Source organism: Arthrobacter sp. SPG23 (assembly GCF_000876655.1).
GTDB lineage: Bacteria > Actinomycetota > Actinomycetes > Actinomycetales > Micrococcaceae > Arthrobacter.
In genome coordinates this window covers 252684-266100 of the sequence record NZ_JYCN01000026.1, presented here as the reverse complement: position 1 = coordinate 266100, position 13417 = coordinate 252684, and the positions used below count along the sequence as shown (strand labels likewise).

General features: G+C 65.3%; 17 protein-coding genes. 7 read left to right on the top strand and 10 right to left on the bottom strand.

Going from position 1 to position 13417, the window contains the following annotated elements:
• Positions 1-16: 16 nt before the first annotated feature.
• From TV39_RS18460 to TV39_RS18445, 4 genes are read right to left on the bottom strand one after another with little or no spacing between them, the layout of a single operon-like run.
• Complete coding sequence (locus TV39_RS18460) at positions 17-700, bottom strand: DUF4166 domain-containing protein (protein ID WP_043484415.1); 684 nt, start codon at positions 698-700, stop codon at positions 17-19.
• 2 nt (positions 701-702) lie between these two features.
• Positions 703-1527: a hypothetical protein gene (locus TV39_RS18455; protein WP_043484414.1), complete on the bottom strand. Its 825-nt coding sequence runs from the start codon at positions 1525-1527 to the stop codon at positions 703-705.
• A 40-nt stretch (positions 1528-1567) separates the two neighbouring features.
• Complete coding sequence (locus TV39_RS18450; protein WP_043484413.1) at positions 1568-2608, bottom strand: hemolysin family protein; 1041 nt, start codon at positions 2606-2608, stop codon at positions 1568-1570.
• Positions 2601-3962, bottom strand: coding sequence for a hemolysin family protein (locus tag TV39_RS18445; RefSeq protein ID WP_043484411.1), 1362 nt, complete (start codon positions 3960-3962; stop codon positions 2601-2603). The genes TV39_RS18450 and TV39_RS18445 overlap by 8 nt, the downstream gene beginning before the upstream one ends.
• A 404-nt stretch (positions 3963-4366) precedes the next feature.
• On the opposite strand from TV39_RS18445, the gene TV39_RS18440 reads away from it, so the two are divergent.
• Both TV39_RS18440 and TV39_RS22415 read left to right on the top strand, forming a co-directional pair.
• Positions 4367-5416: a glycosyltransferase family 2 protein gene (locus TV39_RS18440; RefSeq protein ID WP_043484408.1), complete on the top strand. Its 1050-nt coding sequence runs from the start codon at positions 4367-4369 to the stop codon at positions 5414-5416.
• 4 nt (positions 5417-5420) lie between these two features.
• Positions 5421-5582: a hypothetical protein gene (locus TV39_RS22415; protein ID WP_200891052.1), complete on the top strand. Its 162-nt coding sequence runs from the start codon at positions 5421-5423 to the stop codon at positions 5580-5582.
• Between the two features lie 65 nt (positions 5583-5647).
• Here TV39_RS22415 and TV39_RS18435 read toward each other — a convergent pair whose 3' ends face one another.
• Positions 5648-6679, bottom strand: a complete 1032-nt coding sequence (locus tag TV39_RS18435; RefSeq protein ID WP_052500624.1) for a hypothetical protein — start codon at positions 6677-6679, stop codon at positions 5648-5650.
• Positions 6680-6953: 274 nt separating this feature from the next.
• Between TV39_RS18435 and TV39_RS18430 the strand changes: the two genes are divergently transcribed.
• Positions 6954-7790 (top strand): response regulator transcription factor, encoded by an 837-nt coding sequence (locus TV39_RS18430; protein WP_052500623.1) that lies wholly within the window; start codon positions 6954-6956, stop codon positions 7788-7790.
• Positions 7791-7837: 47 nt separating this feature from the next.
• Here TV39_RS18430 and TV39_RS18425 read toward each other — a convergent pair whose 3' ends face one another.
• The gene (locus TV39_RS18425) at positions 7838-8686 is read right to left on the bottom strand and encodes a PhzF family phenazine biosynthesis protein (protein WP_043484769.1); all 849 of its coding nucleotides are present in this window, start codon (positions 8684-8686) and stop codon (positions 7838-7840) included.
• 287 nt (positions 8687-8973) lie between these two features.
• On the opposite strand from TV39_RS18425, the gene TV39_RS22650 reads away from it, so the two are divergent.
• The gene (locus TV39_RS22650) at positions 8974-9381 is read left to right on the top strand and encodes a hypothetical protein (protein ID WP_043484405.1); all 408 of its coding nucleotides are present in this window, start codon (positions 8974-8976) and stop codon (positions 9379-9381) included.
• Between the two features lie 108 nt (positions 9382-9489).
• A complete protein-coding gene (locus TV39_RS21460; RefSeq protein ID WP_052500622.1) occupies positions 9490-9816 on the top strand; it encodes a YegP family protein in 327 nt (108 codons plus the stop codon).
• Between the two features lie 22 nt (positions 9817-9838).
• On the opposite strand, the gene TV39_RS18410 is transcribed toward TV39_RS21460, so the two are convergent.
• The 4 genes from TV39_RS18410 to TV39_RS18395 all read right to left on the bottom strand — a co-directional run bounded on the left by TV39_RS18410 (position 9839) and on the right by TV39_RS18395 (position 11743).
• Positions 9839-10273 (bottom strand): hypothetical protein, encoded by a 435-nt coding sequence (locus TV39_RS18410; RefSeq protein ID WP_043484402.1) that lies wholly within the window; start codon positions 10271-10273, stop codon positions 9839-9841.
• A gap of 126 nt (positions 10274-10399) precedes the next feature.
• On the bottom strand, positions 10400-10720 hold the full coding sequence (locus TV39_RS18405) for a DMT family transporter (protein WP_144406466.1): 321 nt from the start codon (positions 10718-10720) through the stop codon (positions 10400-10402).
• A complete protein-coding gene (locus TV39_RS18400) occupies positions 10717-11073 on the bottom strand; it encodes a DMT family transporter (RefSeq protein WP_043484397.1) in 357 nt (118 codons plus the stop codon). Before TV39_RS18400 ends, TV39_RS18405 begins: the two co-directional genes overlap by 4 nt.
• Positions 11074-11104: 31 nt before the next feature.
• On the bottom strand, positions 11105-11743 hold the full coding sequence (locus TV39_RS18395; protein ID WP_043484395.1) for an isochorismatase family protein: 639 nt from the start codon (positions 11741-11743) through the stop codon (positions 11105-11107).
• A 135-nt stretch (positions 11744-11878) separates the two neighbouring features.
• Between TV39_RS18395 and TV39_RS18390 the strand changes: the two genes are divergently transcribed.
• Both TV39_RS18390 and dtd read left to right on the top strand, forming a co-directional pair.
• Positions 11879-12829, top strand: a complete 951-nt coding sequence (locus tag TV39_RS18390; protein WP_082049892.1) for a GlxA family transcriptional regulator — start codon at positions 11879-11881, stop codon at positions 12827-12829.
• A 75-nt stretch (positions 12830-12904) separates the two neighbouring features.
• Positions 12905-13357 (top strand): D-aminoacyl-tRNA deacylase, encoded by a 453-nt coding sequence (gene dtd, locus TV39_RS18385; protein WP_043484390.1) that lies wholly within the window; start codon positions 12905-12907, stop codon positions 13355-13357.
• Positions 13358-13417: the final 60 nt, after the last annotated feature.

Genomic DNA, 13417 nt, shown 5'->3' with positions numbered 1-13417 from the left:
CTGAATCCGGCAGCTGCTACTGCCGCCTTTCTTCGTGGACTGGCCTGAGCCGGTGCGGCGCACCGTCTGCGGGCGCGACGGGGAACGTGCACGTGAACTCGCCCCGGTAGCCAAAGAGGAACCCTAGAGCGGGATTCCGAACCTGCATTTGGATGGTGAAGACCCCGCGGGCGTCGTCAAAATTCTCATACAGCTCCGCGGTGCCCGTGAGGGCCGGCGGGAGGGTAAACCCGATGAAGCCTTCGTAGAACCGCTGGTCCGTGGACTGGAGATGAAGCGACCCGTCCGGCAGGACCTCCAGGACGAGGCCGGTGGCCAGGTGCTGGTGGGTCCCGAGGTAGTCGATGATTCGCCCGGTGTCCGGACTATAAACCATGGTGGCGTCGAACCGGCGGTGTTTTGCCCGGGGGAGTTCCAGGGTGCGGACGAAGGTGACAGTGGGCCGGCCGAAACTATCGATATAGGGATAGTTCTCGATGGTGAACGGGACGTCCTCTCCCTGGTCGGGGAAGAGGATGTTGCGGTATGCCCCGAGCCGCAGGAAAGGGACCGTCCACCATGCCCCGCGGCGGACCTCCGAGAAAACCCCGCGTCCCACGCACGCGTAGCCTGCTCCGGCGTCAACACCGAACCGTTGCTGCAGCATGGGGTGGAGCCGGTTGAAGTCCGGCCCGAGCGCCAGCTCAAAGATCGACGCCACGGCTACTTCCCGCCTGCAGGCTGGCCTTCGCTGCCCGGCAACGGAAGCGACGGAAGCGACGGAGGCGACGGAAGCGCCGCAAGGGCAGACGGGGCCCGCCCGGACCGCGGATCGGGAGTCTGCCGCAGGCATCGCCCGGCCCGCGGAACTGTCCGGTGCGGCGGGAGGATCCATGAGGCCAGCGCCGCGGTGACGGCCAGGGCAGTCGCCCCGGCCGCGTGCTGTCCCGTGAATGCACGCCGGAGCAGCAGGGCGGAGGCGATGAAGCCGCCGGACCTGGCCGCGGCGTCGATGATCCACCGGTTCCGTGAGTCCCGCGGGTCAATGTCCGACTCCGCCCACAAACGCAGGCGGTCGAAGCTTATGGCCGTCGCCCAGCCCAACGCCGGCCGGATGACCCGGCCGTCCATCATCTTTCCGAGGACGCCCATTCCCGGCCGGTAGTTGTAACCGGTGATGAAGCGCACCCCGCCGGCCGTGGGGATATATCGCCAATAGCCGGATCCCGGCCCTATGGGGGAGAGCGCATCGGCGGTGGCGAACTTCAGCACGGAGGTGGCCTGCCCGTCGGCGCGGAACCGGTGGCCCAGGGACGTCCCGGTGCCTTTGATGGTGTGGAACGGCAGCCGGAACTCATAACGAAAGCTGACGGGCCCGCCGTCGTCACCGCCAGTCGGGATGATGCGGGAAAACCGCAGGTCCCACCGGGGATGCAGATCCGGATCCTGGCTCAGCGTCCAGAGCCGGTCCATTGATGTGCGAATACCGATTTCGACGTAGATCTGCCCGCGCGTCCCCGGCGATTTCCCGCTCTGATGCTCCCCCATTCCAGCATCCTAATTCGCCGCCGGGCCGTCCGCCTCCGTTCTAGGCGCTGGTGGCGTCCTGCACTTCGCCCACGAGCTCTTCGATGATGTCCTCCAGGAAGAGGACGCCGGTGGTGTTCCCGTGTTCGTCGAACACCCGGGCCACGTGGGCGCCGGTGCGGCGCATGGTGGCCAGCGCGTCCTCGAGGTCGCTGCCGCTGAACGCGGACGCGAGCCGGCGGATCCGCTTGGCGGGCACGGGCCTGGCGAACTTTTCCGGCGTCGTCAGGTCCATGACGTCCTTGAGGTGCAGGTAACCGGAGGGCACGCCGTCGTCGTCCGTGAGGATGTAGCGGGAGAACCCGTGCCGGGCCACCGCGCTCTGGATATCCGCCGGCGTCGCAGATGCCGGCAGGAGCACCATCCCGCTGATGGGCACTTCCACGTCCGCCACGGTCTTGGCGGTGAACTCGAAGGCTGCATTCAGCGTGCCGGTGGTGTCGGTGAGCATGCCGTCCCGGGTGGACTGCTCCACGATGTTCGCCACCTCATCCAGGGTGTAGGCGCTGGTGGCCTCATCCTTGGGCTGGACCTTGAAGAGCCGCAGGATGGAGTTGGCGATCCCGTTGAGGCTCCAGATCACGGGCTTGAACACCCGCGCCACCATCACCAGCGGCGGGGCCAGGATGAGTGCGGCCCGGGTGGGGACGGAGAAGGAAATGTTCTTGGGGACCATCTCGCCAATGACCACGTGCAGGAACGTCACCAGCAGCAGCGCGGCCACGAAGGCGATGATGCCGATCGCTTCGCCGGAGAGGGACGTCAGGCCCAGCGGGATTTCCAGCAGGTGGTGGATGGCGGGTTCGGAGACGTTCAGGATCACGAGCGAGCATACGGTGATGCCCAGCTGGCTGGTGGCCAGCATCAGTGTGGCGTGCTCCATGGCCCACAGCGTGGTCTTGGCGGCCTTGCTGCCGGACTCCGCTTTGGGCTCGATCTGCGAGCGGCGGGCGGAGATGACCGCGAACTCGGCTCCCACGAAGAAGGCGTTGACCACCAGGAGGACCACCAGCCAGATGATGCCGGGAAGGTATTCACTCATGGGTCAGCTCCGAGGTGAGGGTGTCGATGATGCGGTCGTGCGGGCTCTGGGGTGCTTCCTGAGATTCGTCCGGCGTGAAGCGGAGGCGCTCCACGTGGGTGCCCACCACGCGTTCCACGCGCAGCGTTCCGCCGTTGACGGTGACTTCGTCCCCGAGCTCGGGGATCCGGTCCAGCTGGTCGGTGACGAAGCCCGCGAGGGTGTCGTACTCCTCGCCGTCGGGGACTGCAATCCCTGTCCGGTCCAGCAGCTCGTCCGGGCGCAGGGACGCATCGAACGTGATGGAGCGCCCGGTCCGGACCACGCCCACGCGTGCGCGGTCGTGCTCGTCCTCGAGCTCGCCCACGATCTCTTCCACCAGGTCTTCAAGGGTGACGATGCCGGCCGTTCCGCCGTGCTCGTCGGACACGATGGCTACCTGGAGGCCCTGTTTGCGAAGCAGGACCAGCAGCGTGTCCACGCCCATGGACTCGGGGACGCGCAGCGGATCGATCATGAGGCTGGCGGCGGTCACGCTGGCCCGTTCCTCCAGTGCCACAGCAAACGCCTGCTTGACGTGCAGGACGCCCAGGACGTCGTCGCGGTCCCGTCCAATCACCGGAAAGCGCGAGTAGCCGGTGGACGTGGCCAGGGTGACGATCTGTTCCGCCGTATCGTCGGCGTTCACCGCCGTCATCCGGACGCGGGGCGTCATGACGTCGGCTGCGCAGTGCTCAGAGAAGCGCAGGGTGCGGTGCAGCAGGACCGCATGGTCGACGTCGAGCACGCCTTCCAGCGCGGAGCGCCGCACCAGGGAGCTGAGTTCCTCGGCGCTGCGCGCGCCGGAAAGCTCTTCCTTCGGCTCGATGCCGAACGAGCGGATGATGCCGTTGGCGGTGTTGTTGAACAGCAGGATCACCGGCTTGAAGACGGCGGTGAACAGGGCCTGGAACGGAACCACGATCTTGGCGGTGGCCAGCGGCAGGGCCAGGGCGAAGTTCTTCGGGACCAGTTCGCCGATCACCATGGAGAAGATGGTGGCCAGGAAGATGCCCGCCACGGCGCCGATCCCGGGCACCACGGATTCAGGCAGTCCCGCAGCAAGCAACGGCCCGCTGAGCATCTTGCTGATAGCCGGCTCAAAGGTGTAGCCGGTGAGGAGCGTGGTCAGCGTAATGCCGAGCTGCGCTCCGGAGAGGTGCGTGGAGGTGATCTTGAGGGCCTTGATGGTGGGCGCAAGGCGTTTCTCGCCGCGGGCCTGGCGGGCCTCAAGGTCGTTCCGGTCAAGGTTGACCAGCGCGAACTCGGACGCAACGAAGAAGCCGGTACCCACCGTGAGGACGAGGCCGATACCGAGCATGATCCATTCATACATTCGGGCGCCCCTCTCCCGTGGTGGCCGGTGAACCGGTCAGAAGGTGGAGGGGCTCGGGCATATGTGAAGGAGGGTCATCCATAGTGCGGACAAGTCTACGGGGCGCGGGGCCGCCGGCTTAGGCGTGTGCGCCGTGGGCGAAAAGCTGTGGCGTGGGTACGGTGCCCGCCCGCTCCGGAGTTGATTATTGCCGGCCTGTTCCAAAAGGAAAATTGAGGTCCAATTGAGCTGCAACTTTTCCTGACGAAAGATTGCGGATTCCTTTTCGAATACTTTCTGACCGCTTGCGTTTCCGTTGAAAAACTCGGAGTCAACAATCAAATTGACTAATTCCGGTGGGGAGCTGCGGAACCAGTGCGTGACTATTCGAATGATGTTCCCGGAACTGCGGGTGCCGGGCTTCTGTGATTACAGTCCTTATCCCTGCGCACAATGAGGCTGCAGGTATCTCTGACACGCTTAAATCCCTCACATCCCAGACCCTCCCGCCGGACCGGGTGGTGGTTGTTGCGGACAACTGCACCGACGCCACCGAGGAAATCGCCGTGGCACTTGGCGCGGAGGTCATCCGCACTGTTGGAAACACGGACAAAAAGGCGGGAGCCTTGAACTTCGCGCTGGAGGGACTGCTGCCGGGCGCAAATCCGGCGGACATGATCCTCGTCCAGGACGCTGATTCGCAGCTGAGCCGTGACTTCATCGAGCGGGCAACCGCCCACCTGGGCGCGGACAGGCGGCTTGGTGCCGTGGGCGGCGTCTTCCGGGGCGCCGCGGGCGGCGGTTTCGTCGGCCACCTGCAGCGGAATGAGTACGCCCGGTACGCGCGGGACGTTAAGCGGCTTCACGGCAAATGCCTGGTGGTGACGGGAACGGCCGCGCTGTTCCGTGTCCGGACCCTGGTGGACGTCATCGAAGCCCGGCTGAACGGCACGCTTCCGCCCGGCAACGGCAGGGGAGGCGTCTACGATACCTCCGTGCTGACCGAGGACAACGAGTTGTCCTTCGCCCTGCTGACCTTGAACTACCGCATCAAATCGCCGTCCGACTGCACGCTCGTCACGGAAATCATGCCCACCTGGCGCGAACTCTGGGCGCAGCGGCTGAGGTGGAAGCGGGGAGCGGTGGAGAACTGCGTCCAGTACGGCTGGACCAGGGTCACCCGACCGTATTGGGGGAGGCAGGCCCTCTCCGTGACGGGAATCCTGGTGTCGATGGCCTACTTCGGAACGGTGGCTTTTGCACTGGGCACGGGAGAAGGGCTGCACATGCATCCTTTCTGGATCGCCGTGACCGGTGTCTTCGTGATCGAACGGGTAGTGACTGTGCGGCTGCGTGGCTGGAGGTACATGCTGGCGGCCGCAACGATGTACGAACTTCTGATCGACCTGTTCCTTCAGGTGGTCCACGCGAAGGCTTACGTGGATGCAGCGCTCAACAAAAAGAAAGCTTGGTAACACTATGTACAGCAATCCAGCAGCTCCCGCCGCGGCCGGTGTCGGGGCCGGAACCCTCGCCGTAACCGGGGCCGGTGACCTCTTTTGGTTCGCCCTGGCGGCCTTCGCCCTCCTGGCGCTCGGCCTTGCCATCAAGCGCATTGTGCCGGTCAAGGCCGCCAAGTAACTCCGGCCTGATCGGGCGGGTGGCCCGGATTCGCTACGAATCCGGGCTGCCCGTTTTCGTTCGGCTCAGGTGACCACGCTGACGGTGCTGGAGCATGCAGCAGCATCGCAGACCTTGTAGTTAGTGGTTGCTCCGCCCTTGAACTTGTTCACGTAGCTGCCCGTGTTGGGGACCGTCTTAGGGGTGCCGTTGAACCATAACGTGACGCTGGAGCCGGTGGCCCCGGTCCACGTCAGGGTGGTGGCATTGACGCCTTTGACCTTGCTGTTGGCCGCCGTCAGCTTGATGGGGGACTCGGCCGCCGGCGTTGTGCTGGCGGCCGGTGTGAACGAGAAGTCCCGGATCACCACGGACTCCGGCTTCACATGTTCGGGATCGCCGCCACCCCCGCCTGTGACCCACAGGTTGAAGTGGATGGCTTCCTTGGCCGGCACCGGAACCGTGCTTCCCTGCAGGACCGTGCGTTTGAGGAGGGTACCGCCGTACCCTTCGCCGGCAAAGGTTTCGAACGTGATCTTTCCGGGCTCCCAGACCATTTTGTGGGTGAGGATTGCGTCGTTCGTCGTATCAAAGACGATGGTGTTGTTGCCCTGCCCCGGCGGTTTGGTGGCGTCAAACCAGTAGCCGTGTGCCTGGGATACGGGCCAGGATTCCCCGTAGCTTGCACCGCCGCCCCAGGCGGACGCCTCGCACAGGTCGATCTCGTTGTAGCCGGGAGCGGCCAGGGGGTCGTAGGTGAACAGGCATCCCCACACCACTTCCTTCTGGAGGGCGCTCACATCCTTCTCCACCGTGGTGCTGTATGTGCCGTAGCCGAATCCCTGTCGGGTCGACTGGAACTCGGCCCCGACGGGGGCGGTTCCGGTCGGGTTGGTGAGTGAAAGCTTGACGTATCCGTTGCTGTCGGGATTGCTGACGTTGGCCGCGTCGAAGGCCTTGTTGAACTGTGGCGCACCGCCCCAGAACCGCTTTTCCCAGTTGAATCCCTTCCAGGCGAAGCTGCCCGCGGGCCCCGGGTTCGGGTCCATGGGAGTGGTGTCGGCGGCCTGCGCCGACGTTGTTGCGGACAACATGACCAGGCTGGCGGCTGCCAGCATTGCAAGCGGCCTGTTCAGCCAAACGGCTTTTGCGACGCGAGACCTCAAGGAAACCATTTAACGCCCCCTAATTTTGCGCTGATGACAGCAGCGCCGCGCCCCCAGTGAGCACATGATGATCATCATTCAGCGGGGTGGGGTTGGCAATAGATAAATGCTGATATCTACATTTTGACTTTCCTCAATAAATGCACAATTTTTACGCAATTCCTAGTTGAGGAATTAGTGGTACTTACTAAAGCTGAATAAGCACGAGAATTTCTGAGGGGTTTTGATGGTTACGCGCGGCATGGCTGTGGTGGTTGACGGCGACGGTCGCAACAGGGCATCTCTGGAAGAGCTGCTCGTCCAATCCGGATTCGACGTTGTTGCCACGGCAACCGGCGCCGAGGGAGTGGCTGCCGTCCGGAAGCACGACCCCGTACTGGTCACTTTGGAGGTAGGGCTCCCCGACTTCGACGGCATCGAGGCCTCCCGCCGGATCCGTACCTTCAGCCACGCCTACGTGATCATGGTCAGCGCACTGGCGAGCGAAGCGGATGCACTGCTGGGCCTCGAGGCCGGCGCTGACGACTACCTGGCCAAGCCCTTCCGTCCCCGCGAGCTGCGGGCCAGGATCGCCGCCATGCTCCGCCGGCCCCGGCGCCACGCCCTGGTGGAAGCGGCACAGTGCGAGGCCGGCCACTTCGCCGCCAAACCTGATGACGCGGACCTGCCCGCACCCACCGCGGGCGCCCGCCGTCAACTGGCCGCCCCGGCAGCTGAGGGTCCGGCCGCCAGGACCGGGTGGGACTTTGAACACCGGGGCCTTGCCCTGATGGACAGCACACGAGCCGTATCAGTGGACGGGCAAGCTATAGACCTCACCCGAACCCAGTTCGAGTTACTCCGCGCACTGCTCCACAACAAAGGGGCGGTGCTGACCAAGGCGGACCTCGCCCGCCAGCTGCGCAATGAGCCTGCTGTCTCGGGTTCCGCCGTGGCAGCCCGGGACGAACGTGTGCTGGAGGTTCATATGGGCAACCTCCGCAAGCGCCTGGGCGACAGCTCCCGTTCGCCGCGGTGGGTGCAGACAGTCAGGGGAGTGGGCTACCAGCTGACCGCGCCGTAGCACCCCCGGCCTGCCGTTCACCCGTCTGCCGCTAAATCGACACGCGGCTAAATCGACACGCGGCCGCTCACCACGGCCCGGCTGGTTCCGCCGATCCAGATGTCCTCGTCCTCGACGCTGACTGTAACCACGCCGCCGCGTCCCAGGACGGTGCCTTGCTGGACCGTGTAATCGCCGCGCACCACCCCTTCGCCGACGAGCCACTGGGCCAGCCCGGCATTGAGGCTGCCGGTTACCGGGTCTTCGGGCACGCTGAGCCCGGGAACGAACGCCCGGACTTCGAAGTCCGCCGGTCCTCCCTCCGCGTAGCTGCCGATCACGCCGACACAGAGCTGATCCATCAGGGCGAAGTCGGGCTGCAGCTCCAGCACCTGCTCCGCCGATTCCAGCCGGATTCCCAGCCAGCCCGGGCCGTTGTCCACCCAGTTGCTGCCCAGGACCTGGCCGGCGTCGACGCCCAGGCTGGCGATGGCCTGGGCCAGCGCTTCAGGTTCCACCGCGCCCGAGCGGATCAGCGGCGGTGCCGCGAAGGCCAGTTCCGTACCGGCGCGGCGGATCTTCACCAGCCCCGCCTCGCATTCCTGCAGCAGCTCTCCGTTACGGAACGGCTGTCCGCCCTCTTCCAGCCAGGCGTGGGCCGAGCCCAGCGTGGGATGCCCGGCAAAAGGCAGTTCGGACGCCGGCGTAAAGATCCTCAGCTTGTAGTCCGCTTCCGGGTGCGACGGCTTCAACAGGAACGTGGTCTCCGACAGATTGGTCCAGTTCGCGAAGCTCTGCATCTGTTCTGTGGTCAGTCCGTCCGCGTCATGTACGACGGCGACGGGGTTCCCGGCTTTCGGGCCGGGGGCAAAGACGTCTACCTGGGAGAAGGGATATTCGTTCACAACAGTGGGCATGCTGGTCTCTCTGGATCTCGGGAAAACTTCGGCGGGAGCCGTCTTCCACCACGGTAGGCGGCGGCCGGGCAGGGAAACCATAGCCAATTCCGGAAAGTGGCCTTGCCTCTCCAGCGGTAGCGCCGCCAACGGGCCCGCCGGCGGCCCTTGGCCAGGATCTCAACGAACCACTGCGACGCGGATGCAGCCGGGTTTAAGCTGAAACTGTGGGCACGGAACTCTTACCCGCACATGATTCTCAGCTCAACGCCGGAATGCCGGCCGGCAGGAACTAGGGGAGCGCCACCATGGGCTTCGATCACAACGAACCCGATCAACGCAGGCAGTTGCGGGCGGCGCTGAAGGCCGTGGGCCTCACGCCCGGGGAACTCTGGCTGAACTACTTCAGCATCGGCGGCAGCGTGGGCGAATACGAAGTCGAAGCCTACCTGCAGGGGCTGCTTTCCCTTCCGCCGGTCCAGCGGGACCTGCTCGCCATGGCCGCCAATGAACTGATCGAGGACGTTCCACGCCTGTACGCACCCTATTCCGACGACCCGGACCTCCCGGATTCAGGATGCGTCTCCGGACGAGGCTCGAGCGAAGCCGGACGCAACTCAGGCGAAGCCGGCCAGGAGACCGAGTCCGCGGGCGGTCACGACACCCGCGGCGGGCCCGGACCTGACGAGTCCACCGACCCTTCCGGCGACAGCTAGCAGACCGGCCGCCGGCGGGGAAGGGACTTCGGCCCTGATCATCGCGCAAGGCCGGCAACTAGGCTGGAAACCGTGAAGAAATGACCTCGAGATTGGAGGCGGACAACGATGTCCGGACACTTCGAATTAATTAGCGCACCCGACGGCGGGTACAGGTTCAGGCTTATCGGCAAGGCCGGGGAACTGGTGGCGGTATCTGTGAAGTTCCCAACCAAACGGGCTGCAGCGCAGGGGATCTCGCTTGTTCGTGAGATTGCCGGGACCGGCCTGATCCGCGATATGAGCAACAGCCGGCGGATCGAACCATCCCACCGGATCAGGCCCTCGCAGCCGGCACCGGTCCACAGCGGCGCCCCGCTGCTCCGGACGCGCGCGGCCCACAACCTACGCCCCGAGTACGGTCCGGCGCAACTCAGCTCAGCAACCCGCCGCTAAGCCGACTGCTCGGCTGAACCGGCTACCGGGCTGACCCGGCTGCCTCGAACTGCCCCCGGAAGAACGCGTTCGCCGGGGGCAGCCACATCAGCACGGCGCCGGCCAGCGTCAGGGCCAGCCCGGTCACCACAACAGGTGACAGCTCAAACGGCGCTCCCAGGGCGGAGAGTACGGCGATGATCGTCAGCACCGTGCGGACCCATCTGATGCCCGCCAGGAGCCGAAAGGCAGCCCACACCTGCAGGGCCACGAACGGGACCGCGAGGACAACCATTGCCCAGTCGGGCGCGGACGGTTCGGTGCCAGCCCCGCCGAACTCCAGGATCACCGGCAGTACGCCGGCCACCAGCGCGCTGGCCAGCCAGAACGCCGTCGATGCCCTCACCACCGGCGGAACCGTGGCCGGTCCGCCAAAAATTAAACGCTGTTCCCCCAAAGGGTCCCCCATCATCACCATGCATTCCACGCCCGCGGGCGCGCTGAATCTACCAGCGTAGCCACGGGCCGGGGAGCCGTCTTGTCATACGGGAACGGCAGCGGATCGTTATGTGGATTCCCCGGCCGAGCGTTTTTTGCTGGTGGGTCAGTGGGCGGCACCCAGTTCAATGAGCAGGACGCCGGCGATGATGAGGCCGAGCCCCAGCATCATGACGGGGGTAATCCTCTCCTTGAAGAAGGCACGGCTTCCCAAAGCGGTCAGTGCGACGCCGGCAGCTGCCCAGGTGCCGTACGCAACCCCCAGGCTCATTCCCTGGTCCAGGGTCAGGGTGAGGAGGGTGAACGCCAGGAAGTACCCGACGCCGACCGGCAAGTACCAGCGGCGCTTGCCAGTCGACGCGACACGCAGGCACAAGGTGGCGGTCACCTCGGTAAGGATGGCTCCGGCCAGCAGAAGCCACATCATGAGCGGGCCATCGCGTGTGCCGGTTCTTGTGCCGGCTCCTCGTGCGACCCGAGTTCAACACACAGCACCCCGCCGATGACCATGGCGACTCCGATCAGCATCATCGGGGTCACTGCTTCGCCGAAAATGATGGCGGCCAGCCACACGGTGAGCGTTACTCCCAGAGCAGCCCAGATGCCATAGGCAGCCCCGAGGCCCAGGCCTTTTCGGAGGACTCCGGCGAGCAAGCCGAAGGAAGCGGTGTATCCAATAACAACCACAACGAAGAAAGCAGGATTATCCAGCGCTGCTTTCAAGGAAAGTGACGCAGTCACCTCACTCAGGATCGCGCCGGCGAGAAGAATCCACTTCATTCGATATGTCCTTGAGAGTTGTTGGGGGTGGCTACACCTGGGGGACCAGTTCGGCGCCGGCCACCGCGGAGCTGCCGAGGTCACTCCTCGTCAGAGGTTGCCGGCTGTCCAGCGCCTGAATCCAATCAGCAGTATTCGGCACCGCTGCCCAGTTGGAGTTCAGCAACGTCAGGAGTGTTGTGTGGACCGTCTTGGCGTCAGCGAAGCCTGCGTCGTTGGCGAGGTTTATGGCGCCGGTGGCGTCTGAGAGGACCTCGGTGGTGAAGCCGAGGAACTCTGCCTCCACGGCTGAGGCGAGCACGCAGTTGTTGGTCATGTAGCCCACCAGGGTGACTGTGTCGACGTCGTGCTGGCGCAGCCAGTCGGCGAGGTCCGTGCCGGCGTACGCGGACCCGTACTGCTTGACCACTGACTTCCATGCGGCGGTCTTGCGGCATTCAATTTCCGGGTGCACGTCGAACTCCGGTGTGCCGGGCGCAAATACCGGCGCACCAACACCGGCGGAGTGCTGAATCACGGCGATGGGAATGCCGGCGGCGGTGGCAGCGTCCACTGCCCTCGCAATCGTGGGCAGGGATTCCTGGTGTGGCGGGTACTGGATCTCGAGCGGGCCGCCGAAGTACTGCTGCTGCACGTCGATGAGGATGAGGGCGCGGCGGGGGCTGGTCATGTTCTTGGTTCTCCCTGGTGGTTTACGGGCCGCCGATCGGCGACCGTTCCAGTCTTCCTGCTGCCGGTGACTGCCAACAGTGGCATGAAGGCGGATATACGATGGAATTGGGCCAATCGTCGGGAAGGGATGCGGATGCAGATCGCGGTGTACGCCTTTGACGGGGCCACCATGTTCCACCTTGCCGTTCCGCAGATGGTGTTTGACGAGGTGCCACGCCAGGGCCTGGCCGAGTGGGAGACGGTTCTCTTTTCTGAGCAGGCAGGCGGCATAACGACCGCTGAGGGCTACCGGCTGGGCGGGGTGAAGGGGCCGGAGGCCGCGGACGGGGCGGACCTCGTGGTGGTGCCGTCGTGGTTCGACGACGGGCGGATGCTCACTGATGCGCTCCGGCGGGTGCTCCAAGGCGCGCACGCCCGGAGCGTGCCGATTCTCGGACTGTGCCTTGGTGCGATCCCGGTGGCAGACGCGGGGCTGCTCGCCGGGCGCCGGGCCGTCACGCATTGGCAGGCATTTGATTCCCTGGCGGTGCGGCACCCCGATGTCCCGCTGGATCAGTCTGTGCTCTATATCGACCACGGTGACGTCCTTACCTCGGCCGGAACCGCTTCTGCGTTGGACGCCTGCCTGCACGTGGTGCGCGCACGGCTCGGGGCGGAAGCAGCGAACAAGGTGGCACGGAGCCTGGTCATCGCTCCGCACCGTGAAGGCGGACAGGCGCAGTACATCGATCGCCCGGTGCCTGAACGCTCCACGGATGACCCGATTTCGCGCCTGCTGGAATGGGCTCTGGCACGCCTGCGTGAGCCGCTCACCGTCGACCTGCTGGCGGCGCAGGCGCACCTGAGCCGCAGGACTTTTGTCCGCGCCTTCCGGGCAGCAACCGGAACGACGCCGGCCGCCTGGATCCGCGCCCGCCGCCTTGACTCAGTCCGGAGGCTGCTCGAGACCACGGACTTGTCGATAGACCAGATCTCCGCCGACTGCGGATTCGGCAACGCGGTCACCCTGCGCCAAAACTTCGCCGCCGCCTTTTCCACGACGCCCACGGAATACCGTCGGCGCTTTGGCACCCGGGCTGGGTGACTTCGCGGCGTCCGCAACCACAGCCGGAGAACACTCCAGGGCAAACCCGATGCCGGCCTCCGTTAGGGTTGATGGGTGCGAGCCATCCTTCAGCGGGTCACCCGAGCCGAGGTCACCGTCGACGGCGAAACGGTGGGGTCCATTGACCGCCCGGGACTGGTTGTCCTGGCCGGCGCTACCCACACGGACACGATGGATGATGCCAAAGCCCTCGCCGCCAAGATCTGGACCCTGCGGATTCTTGACGGCGAAAGGTCGTGTGCCGACCAGAGCGCCCCCCTGTTGGTGGTCAGCCAGTTCACGCTGTACGCGGACACGCGGCGGGGAAGGCGCCCGTCATGGTCGGGCGCGGCGCCGGCGGACACCAGCGAGCCCTTGATTGAACATCTGGTCGCTTCCCTGCGCGGCCTCGGGGCGGAGGTTTCCACCGGGCGGTTCGGGGCCATGATGCAACTGACCCTGGTCAATGACGGACCGTTCACGATCAGTCTCGACACCGCCGATTTTTCAGCTCCCCGCCGCGGCTGATGGCTATGGACTGGAGAGGGAGCCGGTAGGGGTCCTTGGGCGGGGAATACGCTCTGGGAG

Coding starts and splice junctions, on each gene's coding strand:
- TV39_RS18455 (WP_043484414.1), bottom strand. CDS start 1,527: ATGGGGGAGCATCAGAGCGGGAAATCGCCGGGGACGCGCGGGCAGATC.
- TV39_RS18450 (WP_043484413.1), bottom strand. CDS start 2,608: ATGAGTGAATACCTTCCCGGCATCATCTGGCTGGTGGTCCTCCTGGTG.
- TV39_RS18445 (WP_043484411.1), bottom strand. CDS start 3,962: ATGTATGAATGGATCATGCTCGGTATCGGCCTCGTCCTCACGGTGGGT.
- TV39_RS22415 (WP_200891052.1), top strand. CDS start 5,421: ATGTACAGCAATCCAGCAGCTCCCGCCGCGGCCGGTGTCGGGGCCGGA.
- TV39_RS18435 (WP_052500624.1), bottom strand. CDS start 6,679: ATGCTGGCAGCCGCCAGCCTGGTCATGTTGTCCGCAACAACGTCGGCG.
- TV39_RS18430 (WP_052500623.1), top strand. CDS start 6,954: ATGGTTACGCGCGGCATGGCTGTGGTGGTTGACGGCGACGGTCGCAAC.
- TV39_RS18425 (WP_043484769.1), bottom strand. CDS start 8,686: ATGCCCACTGTTGTGAACGAATATCCCTTCTCCCAGGTAGACGTCTTT.
- TV39_RS22650 (WP_043484405.1), top strand. CDS start 8,974: ATGGGCTTCGATCACAACGAACCCGATCAACGCAGGCAGTTGCGGGCG.
- TV39_RS21460 (WP_052500622.1), top strand. CDS start 9,490: ATGTCCGGACACTTCGAATTAATTAGCGCACCCGACGGCGGGTACAGG.
- TV39_RS18410 (WP_043484402.1), bottom strand. CDS start 10,273: ATGGTGATGATGGGGGACCCTTTGGGGGAACAGCGTTTAATTTTTGGC.
- TV39_RS18405 (WP_144406466.1), bottom strand. CDS start 10,720: ATGATGTGGCTTCTGCTGGCCGGAGCCATCCTTACCGAGGTGACCGCC.
- TV39_RS18400 (WP_043484397.1), bottom strand. CDS start 11,073: ATGAAGTGGATTCTTCTCGCCGGCGCGATCCTGAGTGAGGTGACTGCG.
- TV39_RS18395 (WP_043484395.1), bottom strand. CDS start 11,743: ATGACCAGCCCCCGCCGCGCCCTCATCCTCATCGACGTGCAGCAGCAG.
- TV39_RS18390 (WP_082049892.1), top strand. CDS start 11,879: ATGCAGATCGCGGTGTACGCCTTTGACGGGGCCACCATGTTCCACCTT.